General features: G+C 63.3%; 19 protein-coding genes. 11 read left to right on the top strand and 8 right to left on the bottom strand.

The features are described 5' to 3' along the window. Positions 1 to 82: 82 nt before the first annotated feature. Positions 83 to 1,039, top strand: a complete 957-nt coding sequence (locus tag AB3X89_RS00470; RefSeq protein ID WP_368581674.1) for a LysR family transcriptional regulator — start codon at positions 83 to 85, stop codon at positions 1,037 to 1,039. 179 nt (positions 1,040 to 1,218) lie between these two features. Continuing rightward, positions 1,219 to 2,808, top strand: a complete 1,590-nt coding sequence (locus AB3X89_RS00475; RefSeq protein ID WP_368581296.1) for a methyl-accepting chemotaxis protein — start codon at positions 1,219 to 1,221, stop codon at positions 2,806 to 2,808. A gap of 19 nt (positions 2,809 to 2,827) precedes the next feature. On the opposite strand, the gene AB3X89_RS00480 is transcribed toward AB3X89_RS00475, so the two are convergent. The 3 genes from AB3X89_RS00480 to AB3X89_RS00490 all read right to left on the bottom strand — a co-directional run bounded on the left by AB3X89_RS00480 (position 2,828) and on the right by AB3X89_RS00490 (position 5,461). Then, a complete protein-coding gene (locus tag AB3X89_RS00480) occupies positions 2,828 to 3,673 on the bottom strand; it encodes a GNAT family N-acetyltransferase (RefSeq protein WP_368581297.1) in 846 nt (281 codons plus the stop codon). A gap of 33 nt (positions 3,674 to 3,706) precedes the next feature. After that, the gene (locus AB3X89_RS00485; protein WP_368581298.1) at positions 3,707 to 4,036 is read right to left on the bottom strand and encodes a hypothetical protein; all 330 of its coding nucleotides are present in this window, start codon (positions 4,034 to 4,036) and stop codon (positions 3,707 to 3,709) included. Between the two features lie 66 nt (positions 4,037 to 4,102). After that, positions 4,103 to 5,461 (bottom strand): tryptophan leader peptide, encoded by a 1,359-nt coding sequence (locus tag AB3X89_RS00490; RefSeq protein ID WP_368581299.1) that lies wholly within the window; start codon positions 5,459 to 5,461, stop codon positions 4,103 to 4,105. A gap of 311 nt (positions 5,462 to 5,772) precedes the next feature. On the opposite strand from AB3X89_RS00490, the gene AB3X89_RS00495 reads away from it, so the two are divergent. Then, positions 5,773 to 6,258, top strand: coding sequence for an adenosine-specific kinase (locus tag AB3X89_RS00495; RefSeq protein WP_368581300.1), 486 nt, complete (start codon positions 5,773 to 5,775; stop codon positions 6,256 to 6,258). Between the two features lie 51 nt (positions 6,259 to 6,309). Then, the gene (locus AB3X89_RS00500) at positions 6,310 to 7,212 is read left to right on the top strand and encodes a DUF4922 domain-containing protein (RefSeq protein WP_368581301.1); all 903 of its coding nucleotides are present in this window, start codon (positions 6,310 to 6,312) and stop codon (positions 7,210 to 7,212) included. A 15-nt stretch (positions 7,213 to 7,227) separates the two neighbouring features. On the opposite strand, the gene AB3X89_RS00505 is transcribed toward AB3X89_RS00500, so the two are convergent. Next, positions 7,228 to 8,883, bottom strand: a complete 1,656-nt coding sequence (locus AB3X89_RS00505; RefSeq protein ID WP_368581302.1) for an FAD-dependent oxidoreductase — start codon at positions 8,881 to 8,883, stop codon at positions 7,228 to 7,230. Between the two features lie 204 nt (positions 8,884 to 9,087). Here AB3X89_RS00505 and AB3X89_RS00510 point away from each other — a divergent pair, with 204 nt between their 5' ends. Further along, a complete protein-coding gene (locus AB3X89_RS00510; protein ID WP_368581303.1) occupies positions 9,088 to 9,768 on the top strand; it encodes a DUF4410 domain-containing protein in 681 nt (226 codons plus the stop codon). An 88-nt stretch (positions 9,769 to 9,856) separates the two neighbouring features. On the opposite strand, the gene AB3X89_RS00515 is transcribed toward AB3X89_RS00510, so the two are convergent. After that, the gene (locus AB3X89_RS00515; protein ID WP_368581304.1) at positions 9,857 to 11,080 is read right to left on the bottom strand and encodes a YeeE/YedE family protein; all 1,224 of its coding nucleotides are present in this window, start codon (positions 11,078 to 11,080) and stop codon (positions 9,857 to 9,859) included. A gap of 539 nt (positions 11,081 to 11,619) precedes the next feature. Between AB3X89_RS00515 and AB3X89_RS00520 the strand changes: the two genes are divergently transcribed. Genes AB3X89_RS00520 through AB3X89_RS00530 form a run of 3 tightly spaced genes read left to right on the top strand, consistent with a single transcriptional unit; the run spans position 11,620 to position 14,798 of the window. Continuing rightward, positions 11,620 to 14,010, top strand: a complete 2,391-nt coding sequence (locus tag AB3X89_RS00520; RefSeq protein ID WP_368581305.1) for a filamentous hemagglutinin N-terminal domain-containing protein — start codon at positions 11,620 to 11,622, stop codon at positions 14,008 to 14,010. Positions 14,011 to 14,065: 55 nt separating this feature from the next. Then, positions 14,066 to 14,221 (top strand): hypothetical protein, encoded by a 156-nt coding sequence (locus AB3X89_RS00525; protein WP_368581306.1) that lies wholly within the window; start codon positions 14,066 to 14,068, stop codon positions 14,219 to 14,221. 28 nt (positions 14,222 to 14,249) lie between these two features. Next, positions 14,250 to 14,798: a hypothetical protein gene (locus AB3X89_RS00530; RefSeq protein WP_368581307.1), complete on the top strand. Its 549-nt coding sequence runs from the start codon at positions 14,250 to 14,252 to the stop codon at positions 14,796 to 14,798. A gap of 44 nt (positions 14,799 to 14,842) precedes the next feature. Here the strand turns inward: AB3X89_RS00530 and AB3X89_RS00535 are convergent, their stop codons facing one another. Together AB3X89_RS00535 and AB3X89_RS00540 are read right to left on the bottom strand one after the other, a co-directional pair. Next, entirely contained in the window at positions 14,843 to 16,858 is a 2,016-nt protein-coding gene (locus AB3X89_RS00535) for an acyl CoA:acetate/3-ketoacid CoA transferase (RefSeq protein ID WP_368581308.1), read from the bottom strand. A gap of 31 nt (positions 16,859 to 16,889) precedes the next feature. After that, positions 16,890 to 17,357, bottom strand: coding sequence for a CBS domain-containing protein (locus AB3X89_RS00540; protein WP_368581309.1), 468 nt, complete (start codon positions 17,355 to 17,357; stop codon positions 16,890 to 16,892). A gap of 800 nt (positions 17,358 to 18,157) precedes the next feature. Here AB3X89_RS00540 and AB3X89_RS00545 point away from each other — a divergent pair. Then, complete coding sequence (locus AB3X89_RS00545) at positions 18,158 to 18,985, top strand: hypothetical protein (RefSeq protein WP_368581310.1); 828 nt, start codon at positions 18,158 to 18,160, stop codon at positions 18,983 to 18,985. Between the two features lie 20 nt (positions 18,986 to 19,005). On the opposite strand, the gene AB3X89_RS00550 is transcribed toward AB3X89_RS00545, so the two are convergent. After that, positions 19,006 to 19,941 carry a LysR family transcriptional regulator gene (locus AB3X89_RS00550; protein WP_368581311.1) on the bottom strand — a complete coding sequence of 312 codons (936 nt, stop codon included), beginning with the start codon at positions 19,939 to 19,941 and terminating at the stop codon, positions 19,006 to 19,008. 169 nt (positions 19,942 to 20,110) lie between these two features. Here AB3X89_RS00550 and AB3X89_RS00555 point away from each other — a divergent pair, with 169 nt between their 5' ends. Further along, positions 20,111 to 21,949: an assimilatory sulfite reductase (NADPH) flavoprotein subunit gene (locus AB3X89_RS00555; protein ID WP_368581312.1), complete on the top strand. Its 1,839-nt coding sequence runs from the start codon at positions 20,111 to 20,113 to the stop codon at positions 21,947 to 21,949. A gap of 8 nt (positions 21,950 to 21,957) precedes the next feature. After that, positions 21,958 to 23,691 (top strand): NADPH-dependent assimilatory sulfite reductase hemoprotein subunit, encoded by a 1,734-nt coding sequence (locus AB3X89_RS00560; RefSeq protein ID WP_368581313.1) that lies wholly within the window; start codon positions 21,958 to 21,960, stop codon positions 23,689 to 23,691. The last annotated feature ends 10 nt before the right edge of the window (positions 23,692 to 23,701 follow it).

Raw genomic sequence — 23,701 nt, forward strand, 5'->3', positions numbered from 1 at the left:
CCCGGGCTGCAATGTGGTGCGTAGCTTAGCCGCGAAAGAGCTTGCTAAAATTCACTTGCGTTCACTACATATTTCACCAAAAGTGAGTACTGCACCCGCATCCGACTTCGAGTTCTTCATTCTCCTTGCGAAACTCAGGAGCATGTCCGGCGCCGCCCGCGCGCTCGATCTCAGTCCGCCAGCGGCGACCAAGCGGCTGGGGATCATCGAGCAGCGGCTCGGCGCGCGTCTGGTCAACCGGACCACGCGCAGCGTCAGCCTGACGCCCGAGGGAGAGACCTATCTGCGCTACGCGTCCCAGATCGTCGGGCAGGTCCGCGAGATGGAGGAGGCCATCTCCGGTGCCCGGCGCGATCCCCATGGGCCGTTGCGCATCAACGCGACGCTAGGTTTCGGCAGGACGACCATCGCACCGCTCGTCTCCGACTTCGCCAAACGTTTTCCGAACGTCGAAGTGCAGTTCGAGGTGACGGACCGGCCGGTCGATCTCGTCGAAGGCGCGTTCGACATGGCGATACGGTTCGGCGAGCTGCCGGACAGTCGGCTGAGCGCAAGGCGCATCATGAGCAATCGCCGTTTTCTTTGCGCGTCGCCAAAGTATCTGGAGCGTTTCGGAACGCCCGAGCGGGTGGAGGACCTGCATCAGCATCGCTGCATCATTCATCGGCAGAACGATGATGCTTATGGCGTGTGGCGCTACATCGTGAATGACCACATCGAGGCGATCAAGGTCAAAGGCGTGCTATCGAGCAATGACGGCGACATTGCGCTTCGGTGGGCGCTCGACGGTCACGGGATTCTGATTCGCTCCGAATGGGATCTGGCCAAGTACGTACAGAGCGGGCGCCTCAAGCTGGTGCTGCCGAATACCGTGCTGCCGTCGGCGGATCTGTTCGTCTATTACCCGAGGCAGCGCAATCAGACGGCGCGGGCGCGAGCCTTCATCGATTTCCTCGTCGATCATTTTCAGGCACCGTTCACGCCGGTCGACCCCACCGTCGAAGCTCCGGAAAGGAAGAAGAGGGGCTCGCGCAAGTGACGTTCATGTCGCCTGGCGTCGCCGCCACAGGTTCATAGCACTTGGTGGGGCGATGCTTTCGATTACCCGACTAAGCTAGTCAGATAACCCTCAATATTTTGAGGGTATTGCCGTTAGAACGTCCATTGACCGACATTCCGGCGCCTTCAGCAGAGCGCGGTGCCTCGCTAACGACTTTCATGCGCAATAACCAGCCTGTAACACAACGCGAATTCGATTTTCCCGCCTCGGAAATGCTTGTCTCGGCAACCGACCTGAAAGGAAGGATTCAGTACTGCAACCCCGCGTTCATTGCGATCTCAGGCTTCACGCGAGAAGAGTTGCTCGGCGCGCCACATAACATCGTCCGGCATCCCGACATGCCGCGCGAGGCCTACGCCGACATGTGGGAGACGATCCGCGCGGGTCAGCCGTGGACGGCGCTGGTGAAAAACCGCCGCAAGAATGGCGACCATTACTGGGTATGCGCGAACGTCACGCCAGTGATCGAGAGCGGTCAGATCGTCGGCTATCTGAGCGTTCGTACCAAGCCATCCCGCAACGAAGTGAGGCTTGCCGAGTCAACCTATGCGCGGATGCGCGAAGGCACGTTGCGTTCGCACAAGTTGCGCCGCGGGAAGCTCGTGCGTACCGGGATAGCCGGCAAGCTTCAGGCACTGACACGCATGTCGGTCGTGGCGCGCATCGGGATCGGCTACGCGATCGCGCCGCTGGTCTTTCCGCTCGTCGGCGCGGTGCAGTACGGCGGGCTGCCGCCGTTGCCGTACTGGACTGCGACGGCCGTCTCCGCAGTGCTGGCCGGCCTCGCCTGGTTCGCGCTGAGTAAGCAGTTGGGTGCGCCGCTCGCGGGGCTCTCCAGTTTCGCCACCCGTATGGCTGCCGGTGACCTGACTGCCGAAATGAGGATCTCGAGGAACGGCGATTTCGGCGACGTACTGAGCGCGCTGAACCAACTGAAGGCGAACCTCGGCGCGATCGTGCTGGACGTGCGTGGCCAGATCGGCGGTGTGGTCGACTCCGCTCGGGAAATGTCGAGCGGTAATGAGGATCTCGCGCGCCGCACTGAATCGCAAGCGGCGTCGCTCGAGGAAACGGCCGCGACCATGGAGCAATTCACCACCAGCGTGAAGGCCAATGCAGACGCCGCCGCATCCGCGCTCGGACTTGCCCGGGAAGCGCAGGATGCCGCGGCGCTTGGCGGCGAGATCGTCGGTCACGTTGAGCGCACCATGTCCGGCATTACGTCGGCGTCGCAGCGTATCGCCGATATCACGGGCGTGATCGATGGGATCGCCTTTCAGACCAACATCATTGCACTGAACGCGGCGGTCGAAGCCGCCCGTGCCGGCGACGCCGGCCGATCGTTCGCGGTCGTCGCCACCGAAGTGCGCATGCTGGCGCAACGTTGCGCGGAGTCTGCAAGGCAAATCAAGTCCGTGGTGGATCTGACCGTCGCGGAAGTCTCGCAAGGAACGGAACTGATCGACCGCACCGCGTCGCAGATGAAAGTGATCGACGAGACGGTCAGACGCGTACTGACCATCATCGACGATGTGTCAAACGCAAGCGACGAGCAGGCCAAAGGCATCATGCAGGTGAATCAGGCAATCACGCACCTCGACAGCGCGACCCAGCAAAATGCCGCGCTGGTGGAGCAAGCGACGGCCACCGCGCAACGGCTGATCGACTCCGCTCAAGTGCTGGATGAGACCGTGCGCCTTTTCACCATTTCCGGTCAGCGTGAGCCGTCGCTGACGGCCGCTCGATGATCGTTCCGTTGCATTGCCGTCAACCCAGTTCGAACGTACTCACCCCGAACACGCGTTGCACCGGAATCACCGGCGCGGCGCGCGTGTACATGCGCGCCGTTTCGAACGCGCTCACCATGCCGTAGCGTTGCGCGAGCGCGACGGCAGCCGCGTTGACTTCCGGGACATCGAGCGCGATGACTTCGCCCGCGACGCTCGCGACCAGGCCGTCGAATAGCTCGCTGGCAGTCCGTGCGTCGTCGGCAAAGAGCGGCCCGATCTTGTAGCCGCTCCTGCAACGGCGCAGCACGCCGTACCCTCTGATCTGGGCGTTGCGCACATTTGCCAGGGCCACCGCCTGTGGTTGCGCGATCCAGTCCGCGAGGAAGCGGGAACGGGCGGTCGAAAAACAGGCGCTGTCGTAGGCAAGCAGTTGCGCGAACGGTACCTCCCGCGCGTTCGTCAGCTTGGGCGTCGACGCGGCTCGCACGACGCCCTGAAAGCGGATGTTGCGATACGCGAGCTGGAAGCCGGATTTCCTATAGTTTTGCTGCTGGGCAACGACACCATCGAGGCCGATCGTACGATCTCCCAGATAGCGCATCGCGTGCTGCCAGGTGCGCAGACCGAAACCCCTGGCGCGAAATGCCGGCTTGACGATGTAGAGGCCAATGAAACCGAAACGCTCGTCGTAGGCGACTGCCGAGATGCATGCCACCGGCTCGCCGCGCCAGATACCGACGAAAAAGCCGTTGGGGTCTGCATTCCAGAAGCATCGCGCGTCGTCGAGGCCCGGATTCCATCCCTCTGCCGCAGCCCATTCGATCGCGAGATCGACCTCGCTGGACGACATGTTGCGCACGACGAAATCGCTATGATCATCCATGCTCAAAGGCGGCAACGTGATTGGCTACGACGTCTACGCGGGCGTGAAGACGACAGCGCCATGCCCGGCAACTTGCGCGAAGGTCCGGGCGAAGCGGTAGGCCTGTCCTTCGATGACCAACTGGTTGAACCCTGACCGGGTGGTCTCCAGAAGCGCGTGGACGACCGTGTTCGGAATGGCCGCGCAGCTTGTCCAGTCCGCGTCTGGCTCGCTGGGGTCCCCAAGATAGACTTCGCTATTTTCGCCGTGAGAGAGCACGAAAATCAGGCTCTGTCCTTTGTCTAGCGACAGCTCCAGGTACTCCGAAAGCGTGGATGCCGCCTCGGTCGCTGCATCGAGCGGGGCGCGTGAGGAAGAATTCATAAGTGGCCTTTGGTCGGTCGGGCGTGGCATCCACGGGTAACAAGACACCGCACACCAGCAAGATGATCAGTCCGGCAACTGCCCGGGCGCACCATCCAGAATGCGAAGCTTGTCGTCGATATCGGGAAGCTGATGGCCGGCCGCGCGAAGCTCGTTGACGAGCCGATGCGCAGTTGCACGACACTGCGCCAGCGTCTCATGCAGTCGCGGTTCGCCCCGCAGACCCGTCACCACCTTTTCCAGCTCGGAGGGGGGCTCGCTCAGCAGCGCGGGCACCACCTCTTCTGGCGGAATCAGCGACCCGTGGCTCAAAAGCTGAGCCGTCCAGTCGCATCCATACAGCAGCGCGCGCCGCTCGGTCCGTTTCGCTTCGTCCTGCTCCAGGGTCGCGAGACTGTGCCGGTTCTTGTGAATCGAAGCGCGCCAGGTTGCAAGTATGTCCGCGCGCAACTCCGCAATTGCATTGCCGACGGACGTGCTCTGTCCGCCAACCACGAGCCGGCGTTCATCGAGCCTGTCGACATGGTCCCGGTATCGTTCGAGGAAGGGCTGCCAGTTCAACGGCAATTCGGTCGTCCCGGAGAACGACCGGCTGATCTCGTTGAGCTCGCTCCTGACCTCCTCGATGGCCCGGGCGTCAGCAAGCCGTGCCTCATAGACTTCGTGAGCGGTCACCATCTGGCGATGAAGCGCGAACAGCGGATTCTTGTGGCGGCGTTGCAGGTGTCGCTCGGCCGCGCCGGGATGAGCGCTCCATTTCCAGTCGGGCAGCGATTTCGCGTCGAACTCGACCGCGTCTACCATCGGCCGGAATACCGCCAGCCCCTCTTCGGTTGCATGACGAAAACAGTCGGCCAGCTTGAAGTCATTGCCTTGCAGGTGGATACCTTCGGTCCCCGCATACGGAGAATCCGGCGCGAGCCGCAGGAATGCGGTAGCGAGGAAAAACTCCATCGGCAGCTCGACGGACATACCCTCCAGACGGAAGCTGCGCTGTTGAGCGGAAAGGTCTTCGACAGAATGCGCGAGGCGGTTTTCGAGGTCGAGCAGCGTGTCGATCCTGTCGCCGGCAGACGGTTGCATCGCGTCGGCGAGCAGGCAAAAAGATTCGCGCACCATTTTTGCCGCGATGGTGCCGTGCTTCTCGGCGAAAAGCCACAGCCAAAGGGCAAGCTGATAACCCCGCACCCCGTTTCGGGCGAGCGTTTCGACTTCGGGCGTGAAGGCGATCCCGGGCGCGGCCCAGTTCGCAAACGGTGGCGCGTCGCTGACCAGGTACATGTCCAGAAGCTGCTTCAACGACTCATGGGTCCCGCTCGGCCAGCTTCGCGTCTCGTCGTTCTGCTTCTCGGTCTTCCAAAGTTTCCAGGCCATCTTGGACCTCGCAAGAGTGTGCGGGATGCGGCTTGGTGAAGATACTTGCACACTCGGTCGGGGGCGTAAACCGGCGCTTGACCTTGTTGACTCGGACGGGCTGTTGCGGCGCGATGGGGTGTAAAGCGGGTCGAAACGCTATGACGGAGCCCTCCGTAGCACGATGCCGCGATAACTTGGTTATAGACGCGAACGTCGTTTCCGGGTAGACCCGCAACGTCGTTCGCCAGACGCCCGGATTTCGTACTAGGCTAGAAGCCGGATCGACGAAGACAGGCTGACGCGCGAACCATCCGCAGTCGGGTTGGCCGGCGTTCGACGTGTTTTCATCGGCGTATTGCCGCAATGCAGCGAGGTCCACCATGCAATTGTCCGCCGTCAAGGTCGTCAAGCCCGAAGCGACCAACTTCATCCTCGGGCAAAGCCACTTCATCAAATCCGTCGAGGATATTCACGAAGCGATGGTCGGCACGGTGCCCGGCATCAAGTTCGGCCTCGCGTTTTGCGAGGCCTCCGGCAAGCGCCTCGTGCGGCGCTCCGGCACCGACGACAGCCTCGTCGAGATGGCATGCCAGAACGCGACCAACGTCGGCGCGGGCCATAGCTTCTTCGTGTTTCTGGGCGACGGCTTTTTCCCCGTCAACGTGCTGAACACGATCAAGGCCGTGCCCGAGGTCTGCCGCATCTTCTGCGCAACGGCGAATCCCGTCGAAGTGCTGATCGCTGAAACGGATCAGGGGCGCGGGATCGTCGGCGTGATCGATGGCTTTCCGCCCGTCGGCACCGAAAGCGCGGAAGACGTTCAATGGCGCAAGGATCTTTTGCGCACGATAGGCTACAAGCTGTAGCGGCTGCGCTTTCACTTGCTTCACACGCACCGCCATACCTGCCGACATGCTATGGAACGACAACGACGCCTGATTCCGGGCACGCTGTGGCCCGCCATTCTGCGACAGACCGACCATGCGCTCGGTTGCGGCGCGCTGCGGCCGATCGGCACCCAACAGTGCATGATCGACAGTGGCGGCATCCGTTTTCTCGTGCGTCAGGTGTCGAGCCTGACGCACAAGGAACAACAGCGCGAGCAAGCGCACAAACTGCAGACCGCAAGGCGCCCCGAAGCGAACCCGTTTCTTCCGCCCGACCCGGATCTGTTCGTCGCCGATATCTCGGATACGCATCTCGCGTTGCTCAACAAATTCAACGTGATCGATCATCACCTGCTGATCGTCACGCGCGCATTCGAACCGCAGGAAGCGCTGCTCGATCTTGCCGATTTCGAAGCGCTGCTCGCGTGCATGGCCGAATTCGATGGCATCGGCTTTTACAACGCCGGCACGGAGTCGGGCGCGAGCCAGCCCCACAAGCATCTGCAGATCGTGCCGCTGCCGCTCGGGGACACCGGTCCGCCGGTGCCTATCGAGCCCTTGCTGGGTGCGCAGGACCGCTTGCCGGAGCTGCCGTTCTGGCATGCGTTCGCGCGCTTCGACGCGGATGATCTGACGCGCGCGGATGCGCCGAAGCTGGCGCTGTCCCGCTATCGCACGCTGCTCGAAGCGGCGGGTGTCGGCGCGCTCGAAATTGATCGCGTGTGGTGTCATGCGGCACCCTACAACCTGCTGGTCACGCGGCGCTGGATGCTGCTCGTGCCGAGATCGCAAGAGCGTGTCGAAGGCGTGTCGATCAACGCGCTCGGGTTTGCGGGTTCGCTGTTCGTGCGTGACGCGGCTCAACTGGACGTGATCGAAAGGCTCGGCCCGATGACGGTATTGGAACGCGCCGCGCTGCCTGCGAATACATAGCGACCGTCAACGAACTCACGCACCGTCCGACTGCAAGTACCTGTGCGCGAAAGCAATCGCCATGCTGCCTTCGCCGACGGCCGAAGCGACGCGCTTCACGGGGCTCAGCCTCACATCCCCGCACGCAAACACGCCAGGCACACTCGATTCGAGCAGATAAGGATCGCGGTGATGATGCGGCCAGCGTGCGGCCTTGACGACGTCGTCGCCGGTCAAAACATAGCCGCGTGCGTCGCGCGCGATTTCGGACGGTAGCCACTCCGTCTGCGCATCCGCTCCGATGAAGACGAACAGGCCGCCGCAATCGTGCCGGCTTACTGCGTCCGTCGTCGAATCGCGAATGTCGATGGCCGTCAGATGCGTATCGCCATGCGCGCCGACGACCTCCGAGCGCAAGCGCACCGCGACATTCGTTTTGCCCGCAAGCTGTTCGACCAGATAGCGCGACATGCCCTTTTCGAGCGAATCGCCGCGCACGACGAGCGTCACGCTGCGCGCATGATTGGCGAAGAACAACGCCGCCTGGCCGGCCGAATTGCCGCCGCCGATCAGATGGACGTCGAGCCCGTGGGTCGCGCCCGCCTCGCTGCGCGCCGCGCCGTAGTAGATCCCCTTGCCGATGAAGCGGTCGAAGCCGTCGATCGCAAGCCGCCGCCACGTGACGCCCGTCGCGAGAATGATGGTCCGCGCGTGCACGGCGTCGCCGCCATCGAGATGAATCCGCCGCGTCTTTACATCGATGCGCTCGACCGAGCGCGTCACGAGGATTTCCGCGCCGAGCCGCCGTGCCTGTTGCAGCGCGCGGCTCGCGAGTTCGTCGCCGGAAACGCCATTGGGAAAGCCGAGATAGTTCTCGATGCGCGAGGACGTGCCCGCCTGTCCGCCCGGCGCCTCGCGCTCCAGCACCAGTGTGCGCAGACCTTCGGACGCGCCGTACACCGCGGCAGCCAGCCCCGCGGGGCCGCCGCCGATGATCGCCGTGTCGTATCCGTCCAGACGCGGCTGCGTCTGAAGGCCGAGCAGTCCCGCCAGTTCGCGGGTCGCGGGCCGGCTCAGCACCGTGCCGTCGGCGAGGCGCAACGCGGGGCACTCGCTTTCCGTTGGACAGGTGCCGGGCCAACGCGCGGCCAGTTCGGGCGCATCCGGCGAAAGCCAGTCGGCGCTGATCTGATTGCGCGCGAGAAACTGGCGCAGCAGCGTGCACGCATCGTCCCAGCGGTTGCCGACGATCGTCACACGCGCTTTCGGCGGCTCGGCGGAAAGGCTTTGCAGCCCGCCGATGCGTTCGCGCGCGAGCGCGCCCATCTTGAACGCCACCTCCGGCGACGCCGCCGCGAGCGCATAGTATTGCGGCGCGTCGACGCGCATCACGCGCGAAGGCTCGGCGGCTCGATAGGCGCCCGGAAACGGCGAACTCAGCGCAAGCGGCACTTCGCCGAAGATCGTGCCGGGCAGACGCCAGCCCAAGGTCCGCTCGATACCGTCGAACGTCTTGATGACTTCCATCTTGCCCGACAGCACCGCATATAACGCGCGCTCGCCGCCTTCATGAACCGCGAACTCGCCCGCGCACAGATGCAGGTCGGCGGCCGCGTGCGCGAGGTTTTCCAGTTCGCTGTCGGGGAGGGTCGAGAACAGCGGCACGGCGCGAATGTCGTCGATCGTCAGCATGGCTTTGTTTTCCGTTTGTCGGACTCGCGCCAAGGCATACGCGGACAACGCGCGTAGCCACCAACCGCATCGACCCAGTATAGGATTTTCGGATCGCGATGCAGACGATCGAAAGTCCTAAGATGGGTAAAGAGCCTGGATGTGAGTGCCGTAATTCGTCGTTGCCATGCGGCCAGTACCAGGCGATCAGCGCGGAGGTGCGCAATGATGTTTCGATGGCTGCGAATGGTCTGTCTGGCGACGTATGTGTGTGCCAGTGCGGAAGGATGTCTGGCGGCGGATGCATCGGCGGCGCTTGCGGCGTCTGTCGCGCCGGCGGTCGTCTATGTCGCCGATTTCGATCTCGATGCCGCGAATATCGCCCCTGACAGCGGGCCGGGTCACCGCGCGCGAGGCATCGTGGGCAATCTGGTGCCGGCGGGTCCGTTGCGCCAGCAGCAGGACCCGCAGGCGCGGGCGCGCGAGATCGTTGCGCTGATGGCGCAATCCCTGACGGACGATCTGAAGAAGGCCGGAGTCGACGCGCGCCGCGTCGCGCCGGGTGAGCCGCTGCCGCACGACGGCTGGCAGGTGCGCGGCGTTTTTCTCAGCGTCGATGAGGGTAACCGGCTGCGTCGCGCGATGGTGGGCATGGGGGCGGGCCAAAGCCAGTTTCAGGTCGCGGTTTCCTGCGATAACCTGGCTGCGCCGGAGTTGCCGCCGCTTTATGAAAGTGTTGAAGAGGGGAAGAGCAGGGATATGCCGGGCGCGGTGATCAAGCTCAATCCGTACGTGATCGCGGCGAAGGTGGTTCTGTCCGGCCGCGATGAAAAGACGGCGGTCAGGAACAGCGCGGCGCAGATAGCCGACCAGATCGCGCAACGGCTTCAGACGGGCGCCAGGTAGAAGACTCGACTTGGTTCAGACGACTTTGGAACTGCGCGGGCGGGGCGCAAGCGCAGCCCTCGCCCGATATGCGGCCGAAGCCGCCCGATCAGCAGCCCGTCTGCTTGACCCGTTCGACCGGCAGGCCGAACAGCGGACGCAGCTTCGTGCCGACCACGTTGCCGAAAAATGCCGCGACGAGCCACAGCCAGCCGTGCAGGCTGCCCGACACGATGCCGCTGAAGTACGCGCCGATATTGCAGCCGTACGCGAGACGCGCGCCGTAGCCGAGAATCAGACCGCCGACGATCGCCGCGATCAGCGAGCGCAGCGGCAGACGCCACACCGGCGCATAGCGGCCGGCCAGCGAAGCGGCGAGCATCGCGCCGATCACGATGCCGATGTCCATCACCGACTTCATGTCGTGGCTGATCGGCGCGGCGAGGGCGGCCGCGTTCGGACCGGTGCTCCACACCGGCCAGCTCGCGACGTCGACGCCCAATGCGGAAAACGCCTTGGCGCCCCACAGCGCGAACGCCGACGTGATGCCCCACGGACGACCCGACAGCGCGAGCGTCACGAAGTTGAGGATCGCGAGCACGACGCCGCCGGCGAGCAGCGGCCACGGGCCATGCAGCCACGGCGATGCGTTCGGTGCGCGCTCCACTTCGCTGACGAGGCGGCCGTGACGGCGCTTCTCGATCAGCACGGTCAGCGCGGCGATCGCCGCGAACACCACGAGGTTCAGCGCGATCCCCGGGACCACGCCGAGCGTCTGCACCAGCGAGATCGGCGGCAGATGCGGCATCGCGGACCAGAACGGCATATGCGCAGTGCCGATCACCGAGCCGATGATGAACGCGATCAGCGTGACCACCATCCGCGTGCTGCCGCCGCCGACCGTGTACAGCGTGCCGGACGCGCAGCCGCCGCCGAGCTGCATGCCGATGCCGAACATGAACGCGCCGACCACCACCGAGGTGCCGACGGGCGACACTTCGCCCACCACCGGATGACCGAACAGCGTGCCGGCGGAAAGCGCCGGGAAGAACAGCAGCACGCCGACCGCGAGCATCAGCATCTGTGCGCGCAGACCGGCGCCGCGGCCGTCGGCGATGAACACGCGCCATGCGGACGTGAAGCCGAACGCGGCGTGATAGAGCGTGATGCCGAGCAGCGCGCCGAGGACGTACAGCGCGGCCTGCTTCACGCTGACGGTCTGCGCGAGATAAATCGCGCCGAGCACGACCAGCGCGAGCGCGACGGCGAGCGGCTTCGGATTGATGTTGACGGCACGGCGAGGCGCGCCGAATGGCGTGGAGAGATCGGACATGATGAATGGGGCGGACGCGCTTGTCGCGCGAGGGCGGCGCGCCGGTCGAACGGCGGTCGCTGCGCGGGAGGGCCGCGAATAATCGTTTCGGGAAAACGCGGGAGTATACCGAAATGTCCGGTCGCGGCCGCTGCCTGTCGGGGGCCGCACTGCGCGATCGCGAGTCCGGGCGCGGACGGTGCCGCGACCCCGCAATGCCCACCGCATGGGCCTTTGCGGAAATCGACGGCGGTTGAAGGTTCGACGCTTAATAACCTGTCGTAATAACGGTATTTCAAACTTGCATTGAAATTGTCATCAACGTGGAAGGCGATGGTAAATAACCAGCGTCGCGTCCCGGTCGCACAACAACATTTCGGGCCGAAATATCGACCAAATTAGCCACGACATTCGAACCAGGCGGCCATCTTGCGGCGAGAGTGGTATGAAAGCCCGACAGTACGGCGCAAATCGTTGAGATTGCCGCAAGTCGCGACGAGGCGAACTGCTAGTCTTCATACGGAGCGCAGCCGTTTCGCGCAAGCCTGGAAGGGGGATGCATGAAAACTCAAAGACCACCTCTGCTGCGGCGACGTGCATCGCCACGTCGTCATTCAAGCGGGCGTATTTCATTCGCCATCGTCGTTTCGCTGACCGGACTTCTCGCGACGCACGTCGCGTGCGCGGCGGGCACTCTGCCTCAGGGCGGCCATTTCGTCGCCGGCTCGGGAAACATCGCTCAGAACGATGCCGGCATCAGCATCACGCAGGCGGGCTCGCGCGGCATCATCGAATGGAACAGTTTTTCGATCGGATCGCGCCGCACGGTATCGATCGACAACGGCACGGGCGCGACACTCAATCGCGTGACGGGTAACGATGTGTCCGCGATCTACGGCACGCTGAAGGGCACCGGCACCATCTACCTGATCAATCCGCATGGCGTGCTCATCGGGCCTGGCGGCGTGGTGTCGACGGGCGGGCGCTTCGTCGCCTCGACCCTCGACGTCCCCAACGATGTCTTTCTCAACCCGCCCGTGATCGGCGGGTCGGCTTACACAGGCAGTTCCACGGCGGATGTCGTCAATCTCGGCAAGATCAGTTCGTCGGGTGGGGACGTGTTCCTGATATCGGCCAACAAGGTCACGAACGCAGGGACGATCGACGCGCCGAACGGCAATGCCGAATTCGCCACGGGCCGTCAGGTGCATCTATACGACGGCAACTACCAACAAGTCTTCGTGGACGTGGGAAGCGGCGGCACGGTGACGAACTCGGGCAAGGTGCGGGCGGCGATCGTCAACGTGCAGGCGGCCGACGGCAACATCTTCGCGCTCGCGGGTCGTTCGGGCGCGCTGCGCGCCACCGGCACTGCGACCCGCGACGGCCACGTATGGCTCGTCGCCAACACGACCGTCAACGGGGTCCTCGTCAACTCCGGCAACGTCGATGCGCGCGGCGCGCGAATCAGCGCGCGCAATGCGGACGGCAGCGGCGGCACGGTCGACATGTCAGGCAAAGACGTCAAGGTCGGCGGCGCGGATGTGCGGGCGAAAGCATGGAACATCACCACTGGAGACTTCATCGCGGACGGCCCCACTGCCCACACGCTCGGCGCAAGCCTGAGCAACGGCGCGTCGATCTCCGTGATCGCGAACGGCGGGGACGGCAAGCTCGGTGCCACCGGTGAAGGAGACATCGCGATCGACGCCAGCGTGCGCTGGCACGGAGCCTCCTCGCTGACGCTCGATGCGGCGCACTCGCTGACGATCGCACCGCAGACGACCATCGCCAATGCGGGCAAAGGTTCGCTCACGCTGTCCGCCGATACCGATGGTTTCGACAACGGCGGCAGCCTGACCAATCTGGGCACGATCGACTGGTCGCGCAGCATGGGCATCGTCAGTGGGCTGTACGACATGAACGGCAGCTACACGCCCGGCACGGTGAACACCAACGCATCGTGGCGCCCTGCGCCGTTCAGCGGGCTCGTCACGCAGTTCACGGCCTATCAGCTCGTCAACTCGATGGCGGATCTGAGCGCGGTGAATAACAACCTGTCCGGCAACTATGCGCTCGGCAGCAGGGGGCTGGAATTCGCGGGTGCGCCGGACTTCGGCGGCATCGGCACCGCCGCGAATCCGTTCACCGGGCAGTTCGACGGCATGGGGCATCTGCCCGCGGACCTGCATCTGTCGACCGCGGCCGATACCGGACTCTTCGGCGTGATCGGCAAGAGCGGCGTCGTGCGCAATTTCACGCTGGCGGACGGCGCCGCGACCTCATCGGGAGGAACGGTCGGCTTGCTGGCCGGCGTCAACTACGGGCACATGGTAAACGTCGGCGCGACGGGCACCATCGATGCGACGGGCAACACGAGTACGGTGGCCGGCGGCCTGGTTGGCGAGAACTTTGGACGTATCGAGCGCTCGTGGGCGGGCGTGGCCATCACCGGCGCGGATCAGGTCGGTGGGCTCGTCGGACTTAACGATGGCCGCATCGGTCAGTCTTTCGCGATCGGCCGGGCAACAGCCGGTGCGCAAAGCACAGTCGGCGGACTCGTCGGCACCAACCATGGCGCGATCGCCCAATCGTATGCAGACGAATTCCTGAGCGGCGGCGCGACTGTCGGAGGGCTTGTCGGCAGCAATACGGGCTCCATCCGCGAGTCGTATGCCGCGTCGAGGCTCACGCCGGGCGCGACCGCGACGACAGGCGGTATCGCGGGCACGAACAGCGGCCGCATCGCCGCGAACGTGTTCTGGAACCGCGAATCGTCAGGGGCGGCGGCGGGCGTCGGCGCGGGCACGGCGGTGGCCGACTCGAGCGGACTCACCGATCAACAGTTGCTCGAGCCGGCGAGCTTCGGTCCGACCTGGGATTTCAGCGCGAACGGCACGTGGGTCGCGGGCTATCCGGGGCCGCAATTGCGCTGGCTGGCAGGGCCCTGACATCGAGCGCATCGCCTACCATATAGCCATGGTCGCAACCTGAAAGGAGGCTGCCATGACTCAGTCAATGATGGGCCTGGTAGTGGCGTTGGCGGCCCTGCTGGTCATCGCGTTCGTGTTCGCGCGGCGATACAGGCACGCGCATCCGCAAGAGACTATGACCCAGTGGCTCGACGCCCATCACATGGGCTGGCTACATCACAGGCACTGATTCCGGAGCTTGGCGGGTAGGGTCGCACATGACATTCCGGCGATCGAACTCATCCCGATCGGCATTCGGTCGTGCCTGTCACAGACGCGTCGCGCTGCTTTGCGCGGCGGTATTCGCGCTCGGGGCCTGCGCGCAGCCGTGGGACGCGTTCCATGCGGGCGAACCCGAATCGGCCGTGGTCGCCAGAATGGGGCAGCCGCGCGAGGTCTATAACCTGCCCGACGGTTCCAGGCGGCTAATGTGGCCGACGCAGCCCATGGGGGAAGTCACCGTCGCCGCGGACATCGACCCGACCGGCAAGGTGATCCGCGTCCGGCAAGTGCTGCAGCCGAACGAGTTTTACCGCGCGGAGCCTGACCAGTGGACGAAGAATGACGTTCTGATCAACTTCGGCCGCCCGGAGGAAACGACTTACTTTCCAATGTTGAAACGCGAGGTCTGGAGCTATCGCTATCTGGAAGACAACCTGTGGTACCTGCTGTTTAACTTCTATTTCGACGACACCGGCGTGCTGCGCTCAACCCAGAAGAGTCCGGACCCGCTCCACTTGCAGGGTGGCGACAACAAGCCGATGTGACGGCTGCCGGCTCGTTGATATCACGCGTGGCGATTTCAGCTTCGCTAGCGGTCCGGCGACTGCTCGCGCAGGAAGGCCTGCGCCTCCGCCTCCGTCTCATAGACATAAGGTGACAGCCCGCGCCGCGTCAGTGCGTCACCCAGTTTGGCGCGCATGAAAGCGCTGGTGGTAAAGCGAGTCACGCCGAGATAGTAGCGCTGCACCATATCCTCGACCATTTCGACATACGCGTCTTCCAGCGCGGGGTCCAGCACGAAACCCTCGTAGTTCACCACCGCATAAACCTTGTGGTCCAGGGGTTCGCAGATCCGGCATACCTGAGTTCGGATCGCGGCGATGTCGTCGGGACGCTTCACCTCGAGACGCGAGAAATTGAGGAACATGATGTTCTTGTCGTCGTCGTAGATGAAACGCGCTTCCAGCGGCAGCCGCAAAACATTCGAGCGCAGGCCCATCGGTTCCGGCAGGAAGATCCGCTCGTCCATCTGCTTCGGCGAACGCAGGATCGGTGCGAAGTCCATCCTGGCCAGAATATCGCGCTCCAGATCGACGCCAGGTGCGATCTCGATGAGTTCCATACCCTCGGCGCACAGTTCGAACACGCAACGCTCGGTGATGTAGAGGACCGGTTGCCCCGCCGCCGCCGCATACGGGCCAGAAAACGTGCGATGCTCGACTTCGTCGATGAACTTCCTGGCCGTGCCGTCACGGTGGATGCGCAGCTTGCCGTCGACGACTGAAATCTGGCTTTGGCCCGCCATGAACGTGCCGACAAACACGACTTTCCTGGCATTCTGGCTGATGTTGATGAAGCCTCCGGCACCGGCCAGGCGCGGCCCGAATCTCGACACGTTGAGGTTTCCCATCCGATCGGCCTGCGCGAGGCCGAGAAACGCGACGTCGAGCCCGCCGCCGTCATAGAAATCGAACTGTGCGGGCTGATCGATGATCGCCTGCGGATTGGTCGCCGCGCCGAAGTTCAAGCCTCCCGCCGGAATGCCGCCGATCACGCCGGGCTCGGTGGTCAGCGTCAGCAGGTCGAGAATTCTTTCCTCGTTGGCGACGCTGGCGATGCCCTCGGGCATGCCGATTCCGAGATTCACCACGCTGTTCGGCTGGAGTTCCATTGCCGCGCGCCGCGCGATCACCTTGCGCTCGCTCATCGACATCGGCGCCATGCTGCTCGTGGGCACCCGGATCTCGCCGGCGAACGCCGCGCTGTACGGTGTGGCAAAAGTCTGCTGATGATTCTCAGGCGGCGCCAGCACGACGCAATCGACCAGCACGCCGGGTATCTTGACCTGTCGCGGATTGAGCGAGCCGCTTTCGGCGATGCGCTCCACCTGGACGATCACCAGACCGTGGCAGTTGTGCGCGGCCATGGCGATCGCCAGCGCCTCCAGGGTCAGCGCTTCGCGCTCCATCGTCACATTGCCGTCGGGATCGGCGGTGGTGCCGCGCACGATCGCGACGTTGATCGGGAAGGACTTGTAGAACAGATATTCGTCGTTGCCGATCTGCATCAACTCGACCAGGTTTTCGGTGGTGCGTTCGTTCAGCTTGCCGCCACCGAAGCGCGGATCGACGAAGGTGCCGAGGCCGACACGTGACAGATGGCCGGGTTTTCCGGCCGCAATATCGCGAAACAGGTGACTGATCACGCCCTGCGGCAGGTTATAGGCTTCGATCTGATTATTTACCGCAAGCCGCTGCAGCTTCGGCACGAGACCCCAGTGTCCACCGATGACGCGCTTGACGAGCCCCGGCGTCGCCAGGTGGTTCAGTCCTCGGTCCTTGCCGTCTCCTTGACCGGCAGCATAGACCAGCGTCAGGTCGCGGGGCTTTGGGAGGGTGATTAACGCATCCTCGTCACGCGTCGTACAGAGTTCCTCGATGGCAATAGCGATGTCTTCGGCGAAGCCGATGCCGACGAAGCCACCTGTGGCGACCGTATCGCCGGCGCGGATCAGGCGCACGGCATCGCGTGCGGACGCCAGCTTGCCGGACGAGCGGGACAGGATGGCCGGTGCAGGCGTCCCCGCGGTTGATTGCGTGCTCACGTTTCACCTCGTCTGATTCGAGCGCGACTGTCTAATAGGCGCCGCCGGTATCGATGGTCAGATGGAGCATGTCGTCCTCGAGAACACGGATGAAATGCTCGTCCTCCTGCAGGAGTTCCTCCAGCACGTCACTGTCGGAAAGCACGCCGATGACACGCCCGGATTCGATAACAGGCAGGTGCCGGATCCGCTTCGTGTGCATCGATGCGAGGCATTGATCGCAGGTATGTTCGGGCGTCACATAAAACACCTGAGTGGTCATGATGTCGCCAACCCTGGTGTTGGCCGCGTTGCGGCCGAGCACGTCGACTTTGCGCGCGTAGTCCCGCTGGGACAGCACGCCGACCAGATTGCTGCCCTGCAGCACCAGCACCGTCGTCACATCCTTGTCGGCCATCAGCTGGAGCGCGCTGAGCACCGTGTCGTCGGGGCCGACCGAAACCAACTCCCGCGGGTTCCCGGACAGAATTTGCCGTGCTGTCTTCCTCTCCTTTTTCATGAGCGCCTCCACAGAAAGGGGAGCATGTACGGACTCCGCCTGATCAAAGCGAAATCGGAACACGATCGTTCGGGTCCAGCCAGATCTGGCGATCTTTTTTGTCTTCGTTGAATTGCAGTGTAGGTCGCTTGATCTGTGCCGAACGAACATTTTCCGTTCCGGCTTATGTGGAAAGAGTGCGGTCGACAAGAACGAGCGGTGCTGCGCGCCACACGCGAGCCTGCGGCGCAGCGGAGTGCGCTCGGGCGTCCATGACGATCGGCTGAATTGAGCCGGTGCCCTCTTGCATGGCTCGTGGCGTCTAACCGAAGTCTTATCCCGGCTGATTTATCGCCTTGTAGTAGTTTTCACCCCTGCTATAACGACGTCATGCAATGCAAATCTTATTGGCGTTGCATGACTCATGAAGTCACCACGAGCAGACTTCCGTGCAAAACTTCTGCACGCATCTGCCACCACTCAGCTCATTGCGTTGGCTTAGTGACCAGGTAGTCCTCCCTATATGTTGGTTCCGGTCGCCGATGATTTGCGTCACAGCAAATACGTGGCTCCGCGCGATCAACGTGCGCCCATTTTTCACATTCGCCCGCTCAGGTGAATGTCGATGCGACCTCTATTGCCTTTCGGTTTATGCGAATGATCGACCGCAAATAGCTTCGCAGACTTTCGCTCGATATTGCGATTAGAGAAGTTGTCTTTCGTGGCTGATCAGGTTTGCAAATCCGAGTGGCTTTTCAACGTTGCCATCGACCGAGTCGATGGTTCCCAGTTAAGAAGCACAAATACGGTTGGAGAGCGTCATGAATGATCAAGATGCAGGAAGAGATATCGCGACCTTCATTCCACGACTCAATAGAGTATTGCAGGCATCCGCGCTTGTGATATCGATTGCGGCGGCATTGACCGCATGCGGTGGAGGCGGTAGTGATAGTGCTGGCGAATCGGCGGTGGCGCATAAAGCTGCACCGCCCGCGGGGGCTGCGAGCCCTCACGTGGTGCCGCTCAATGCGCGCTTTGGGGGCAAGACCTACGCGCAGTGGGAGGCGTCGTTCTGGCAGTGGGCGTTAGCGTTGCCTCTCGGTCCGCTTCCACATCCTTTTAATGACTGCACTAACCGTCCTATTTCGGCGGGGCAATCGGGTCATGTTTGGTATTGGTCGGCGCCCCCCCTCCCGGGCCAAATCTGCAACCAGTCTGCAAACGTTATTCCTGCAGGGACGGCTATCTTTTTGACGACGCTCGAAGTGGAGGCTTCGTCGCTCGACGCCGATCCCTTCCATGCAACGACGGCGGCCGATCAACGGGCGATTGCGCATCAGTTCGCCAACTACATCCAGGACGTGTTCGTGACTGTCGACGATGTCCCAATCGCCAATGTCAGCGCGTATCGGACGATAACCGACCAGTTCACGTTTACGGCTCCTTCTCCGTGGATTTTCAATACTGTCGGCGGTCAGGGCACGGCCGTAGGCGACGGCTACTTCCTGTTACTGGAGCCGCTACCTGCCGGCTCACACAAGATTCACTACGGCGGCACGTTTCATTTGCCGGCGGGTGTGGCCGGGCCGGACCCGGTGGACATGCCGCAAGACGTCACGCTGCTCATAACGGTCGGCTCCGCCCGATGATAGTCCGACCAATTCGGTCGTCACCGCTGTGACACGGATTCGCCCCGATCCGCCCGCCGCCTGCTACCGCGAACGGTCGGCCGTGAGCCCACCTCGTGGTCCGCGCGCGGTTCGTCAAATACAGTGGCGACGGCCCGCAGCCCCTGCCGGACCCGGTCGATAACGTTGCCTTCCTGGCGTCTCGCGTACACCACGTAGGCCGACCATGAGAATTCCGGCGCGCCCGTGACGAGGCGCAGACGGCCGTCCCGCAAGAACGGCTCGGCGGTGCCGATGCGAAAGTAGCCCGATCCGCCAACTGACAGCAGATAAGTCAGCGCCAACGGTCCGAGCGAAATGGACACAGGTGGACTACCGAGTTCAGGGAAGGCCGCCTGATGGTTTGCCTGAAAGCTCGGCCCCCAGTCGACATAGACATACTGGGCGGGGTCCATCGCGCCATCTGGCGCGCTCGTCACCATCACCAGCTTTTCTTCGACGAGCAGTTCCGAAACCAGGTCGGGACGTTGCGGAGGGTTGTAAAGAACGGCAATGTCGAGCGAGCCTTCATGCACGCGGTCGAGCAAGCGCATCGGGCTGTCCACCTCCGCGCGCAGTGCGATCTGCGGGCATTCGCGATGCATCCAGATGAGCCAGTCGGCGAGCAGCGGATGCCACAGGCTGAGTTCGCCGCCCAGACTGACACCCTCTTCGCGTCCGGGCGGGAGCGCCACATGCTGACGAGCTTGTTCCCACACCTGCACGAGGGTCGTTGCATGCCGGACGAAGCGTTCCCCTGCCGTCGTCAGACGGGCGCCAGCCTTGTTGCGCACGAACAGGCGGCGTCCCAGCTGTTCCTCCAGGGTGCGGATGCGCGCGCTCACCGCCGTCTGCGTCAGGTGCAAACGCTCCGCGGCCGATATGAAGCTGCCACTTGCCGAGACTTCGAGAAAGGTGCGAGCCAGTGTGATATCCATCGTTTCATATCAAAATTTTTGCATTGAATTGCAATGATAATCCATTTGCGTGCGGATAACCGGTGGCGGAAAATGGCTGTTGGTTCATCACCAAGCTGACCTGTCGAGGTCCGCGCGACACGCTCACGCGGACACCCGGGGGCAGCGTACGTCTGGAGTCGATAGAGAGATGGCTGTTGCGGAATTTCGGGACCCGGGGCTGACCGAGGTCCAGTGGGAACACATCAAGGCCCTCACGACCTCGCTCGACTCCCGGCAACTCGTCTGGGTCAGCGGATATCTCGCGGGGTTCGACCAAGCCAACACACTCCGAGCCGAAGCGAGTGCACCGGCTGCTGAAGCCCGCCTCGGCGGCACTTCGGCACGCCGGCTCACCGTGCTCTACGGCAGCGAAACCGGCAACAGCGCGGCGCTCGCCCGCACGCTCGCCGAGCAGGCGGCGCAACGCGGTCTCGTCGCATCGCTGCATGACATGGCGAGCTACAAGGTTCGTCAGTTGAAGGACGAGCAGGATGTCCTCGTCGTCGCGAGCACTTATGGCGAGGGCGATCCGCCGCAATCGGCCACCGACTTCTTCGAGTTCGTCGAAGGACGCAAGGCGCCGAAGCTGAACGGCGTGCGTTTTGCCGTGCTTGCGTTGGGCGACTCGACGTATGAACACTATTGCGAGGCGGGCAAGCGGCTCGACCGCCGTTTCGAGGAGCTCGGCGCCGAGCGCCTCGCGCAGAGAGTCGATTGTGACGTCGATTACGAACAACCTGCGAACGCCTGGATCGAGCAGACCCTTGCGCTTCTGGGCAGCAATTTATCCGCAGGCGGTCATCCGCTCAGCGCCGAACCGCGCCCGCCCGCAGGCGCTGTGGCGCAACGGCGGGCGGCCATCGACAGGCAACATCCGTTTCACGCCCGCGTCATTGAAAACATCGCGCTGACGGGGCGTGGATCATCGAAGGAAACCCGGCATATCGAACTGTCGCTCGAAGGCTCGGGGCTCAGCTTCGAACCGGGCGACGCATTGGGCGTGGTGCCGACGAATGATCCTTCCGTGGTACGCGCGGTACTGCAGGAACTCGATCTCGATGCCTCGCAAGCGGTCGATGTGAAGGGCAACGACACCACACTCGGCGATGCGCTCGGCGCGGGCTTCGAAGTCACTGCACTCACGCCGCGCTTTCTCGAGCATTGGGCACGGCTTTCCGGCGCGGCAGAACTCGAACGTCTCGTCGACAACGCGCATGCTGGCGAGCGAACCGCCTACATGCGCGGCCACCACATCATCGACGTGTTACGGCGGTTTCCCGTCAAGGGTATCGACGCGCAGCACTTCCTCGCCGCGCTAAGACCGTTGCAGCCGCGGCTCTATTCGATTGCATCGAGCCTCGCCGCGGCACCCGACGAAGTGCACCTGACCGTTTCGGCGCTGCGCTACGAACTGCACGGCGAACCGCGCGCAGGCGTAGCGTCGGGTCAATTGTCCGAGCGCATCGAGCTCGATGCTCAATTGCCTGTGTACGTACACCGGAATTCGAACTTCCGGCTGCCCGGAGGCGACGTGCCGATCATCATGATCGGCGCCGGCACCGGCATTGCGCCGTTCCGCGCCTTCATGCAGGAACGCGAAGCACGCGGGGCCAACGGACGGTCGTGGCTTTTCTTCGGCGAACGCAATTTCCGCACCGACTTTCTCTACCAGACAGAGTGGCAACGGCTGCTGAAAGACAACGCGCTGACCCGGATGGACGTTGCCTTCTCGCGCGACCGGCGCATCAACGGCGAAGGGAAGACCTACGTGCAGCACCGGATGCAGGCGCAGGGCCACGACCTCTTCGCGTGGCTGGAAGAAGGCGCGCACCTATACGTCTGCGGCGATGCAAGCCGCCTCGCGCCCGATGTCCATCACACGCTTCTCGAGATCATCGGCAGCGAGGGCGCGCTCGATACCGAATGCGCGCAAGCATACCTTCAACAGCTTCAACGCGACGGGCGCTACCAGCGCGACGTCTACTGAGCGAGATGATGAGCAACCCACATACCGAACCGGATCGCAGCCGCGACCTGTCACAGCCCGTCGAACGCTTGAGCGCGGACGAACGTCTGAAGGCCGCGAGCGACCAGTTGCGCGGCACGATCGGCGCAAGCCTGGCCGATCCGTTGACGGGCGCCGTAGCCGATACCGACACGAAGCTGATGAAATTCCACGGCATTTATCAGCAGGACGACCGCGATCTGCGCGATGAGCGCCGGCGGCAAAAGCTGGAACCGGCGTTTCAGTTCATGATTCGCGTGCGGATGCCAGGCGGCGTCTGCACGCCTGCGCAATGGCTCAAACTCGACCAACTCGCGCGCGAGAACGGCGGCGAAACACTGCGGCTGACGACGCGGCAAACGGTCCAATTCCATTGGGTGCTCAAAGACGACCTGCGACCTCTCATTCAGGGCCTGCGCGAAGTGCAGCTCGATACGATCTCTGCCTGCGGCGACGACGCCCGCGGTGTGATGTGCTCGATCAATCCGCATCTGTCGTCACTCCATGCCGCTGTCTATGATCTCGCACGCCGCGCCAGCGACCAGGCGATTCCACGCATGCGCGCTTATCACGAGACCTGGTATGGCGAGACACGCATCGAGGGCCCGGAGCCCGAGGAGCCGTTCTACGGCAAGACCTATATGCCGCGCAAGTTCAAGATTGGCTTCGCGGTTCCACCGGTCAACGACATCGATGTCTACACACAGGACCTCGGTTTTGTCGCCATTGCCGAGCACGGCGAACTGAAGGGATTCAACGTGGCGATCGGCGGCGGAATGGGACGCAGCGATCAATCGGCGGCGACCTATCCGCGGCTCGCCGACGTGATCGGCTTCGTCGCGCCGGATCAGGTGCTTGCCACCTGCGAAGCCGTGATGAGCGTTCAGCGCGATTACGGCGACCGCAAGGAACGCGCGCACGCGCGCTTCAAGTACACGATCGACGATCTCGGTCTCGACTGGGTCAAAGCCGAGATCGAACGGCGGCTGGGCTTCGCACTCGGAGACGCGCACCAGTTTGCCTTTACGACGAACGGCGACGCACTCGGCTGGCAGACGGGCGACGACGGCGCGCATCACCTGACGCTGTTCATCGAGAACGGCCGCCTGAGCAACGGGCCGGACCATGCGCTGCTCGACGGTTTGCGTGCAATCGCGCGCGTGCACGTCGGCACGTTTCGCCTGACGCCTAATCAGAACATCGTGATTGCTCAGGTGCCCGACGCGAACCGCGAGCAAATCGAGCGGCTCGCCGAAGAACACGGCCTGCTCGCGCACGTTCGTGACAGCGCGTTGCGCCTGAACTCGATGGCCTGCGTCGCGATGCCGACATGTGGTCTGGCGATGGCCGAAAGCGAGCGCTACCTGCCGTCTCTCGTGACGAAGATCGAAGCCTTGCTCGAAAAGCATAGGCTGACGGATGTGCCGATCACGATGCGCATGAGCGGCTGCCCGAACGGTTGCTCCCGGCCCTATATCGCAGAGATCGGACTGTCGGGACGCGCGCCCGGCAAGTACAACCTTTATCTGGGTGGCGGCTTTCACGGGGAAAGACTCAATCGCCTGTATCGCGAGAACGTCGGCGAACAGACGATCCTCGAGTCGCTCGACACGACGCTCGGCCATTTCGCCAGCGAACGCGTCGAGGATGAGCACTTCGGTGACTTCGTCATTCGCGCGGGTTATGTCGATGCCGTGACCTCGGGCCGCGATTTCAACCGTTGATCCAGCGTTT

The organism is Paraburkholderia sp. BR14320, from assembly GCF_040948665.1.
GTDB lineage: Bacteria > Pseudomonadota > Gammaproteobacteria > Burkholderiales > Burkholderiaceae > Paraburkholderia > Paraburkholderia youngii.

What these genes read in the sequence shown, in the direction of transcription:
- AB3X89_RS00475 (WP_368581296.1), top strand. Translation starts at nt 1,219, where the DNA reads ATGCGCAATAACCAGCCTGTAACACAACGCGAATTCGATTTTCCCGCC.
- AB3X89_RS00480 (WP_368581297.1), bottom strand. Translation starts at nt 3,673, where the DNA reads ATGGATGATCATAGCGATTTCGTCGTGCGCAACATGTCGTCCAGCGAG.
- AB3X89_RS00485 (WP_368581298.1), bottom strand. Translation starts at nt 4,036, where the DNA reads ATGAATTCTTCCTCACGCGCCCCGCTCGATGCAGCGACCGAGGCGGCA.
- AB3X89_RS00495 (WP_368581300.1), top strand. Translation starts at nt 5,773, where the DNA reads ATGCAATTGTCCGCCGTCAAGGTCGTCAAGCCCGAAGCGACCAACTTC.
- AB3X89_RS00500 (WP_368581301.1), top strand. Translation starts at nt 6,310, where the DNA reads ATGGAACGACAACGACGCCTGATTCCGGGCACGCTGTGGCCCGCCATT.
- AB3X89_RS00505 (WP_368581302.1), bottom strand. Translation starts at nt 8,883, where the DNA reads ATGCTGACGATCGACGACATTCGCGCCGTGCCGCTGTTCTCGACCCTC.
- AB3X89_RS00510 (WP_368581303.1), top strand. Translation starts at nt 9,088, where the DNA reads ATGATGTTTCGATGGCTGCGAATGGTCTGTCTGGCGACGTATGTGTGT.
- AB3X89_RS00515 (WP_368581304.1), bottom strand. Translation starts at nt 11,080, where the DNA reads ATGTCCGATCTCTCCACGCCATTCGGCGCGCCTCGCCGTGCCGTCAAC.
- AB3X89_RS00520 (WP_368581305.1), top strand. Translation starts at nt 11,620, where the DNA reads ATGAAAACTCAAAGACCACCTCTGCTGCGGCGACGTGCATCGCCACGT.
- AB3X89_RS00525 (WP_368581306.1), top strand. Translation starts at nt 14,066, where the DNA reads ATGACTCAGTCAATGATGGGCCTGGTAGTGGCGTTGGCGGCCCTGCTG.
- AB3X89_RS00530 (WP_368581307.1), top strand. Translation starts at nt 14,250, where the DNA reads ATGACATTCCGGCGATCGAACTCATCCCGATCGGCATTCGGTCGTGCC.
- AB3X89_RS00540 (WP_368581309.1), bottom strand. Translation starts at nt 17,357, where the DNA reads ATGAAAAAGGAGAGGAAGACAGCACGGCAAATTCTGTCCGGGAACCCG.
- AB3X89_RS00545 (WP_368581310.1), top strand. Translation starts at nt 18,158, where the DNA reads ATGAATGATCAAGATGCAGGAAGAGATATCGCGACCTTCATTCCACGA.
- AB3X89_RS00550 (WP_368581311.1), bottom strand. Translation starts at nt 19,941, where the DNA reads ATGGATATCACACTGGCTCGCACCTTTCTCGAAGTCTCGGCAAGTGGC.
- AB3X89_RS00555 (WP_368581312.1), top strand. Translation starts at nt 20,111, where the DNA reads ATGGCTGTTGCGGAATTTCGGGACCCGGGGCTGACCGAGGTCCAGTGG.
- AB3X89_RS00560 (WP_368581313.1), top strand. Translation starts at nt 21,958, where the DNA reads ATGAGCAACCCACATACCGAACCGGATCGCAGCCGCGACCTGTCACAG.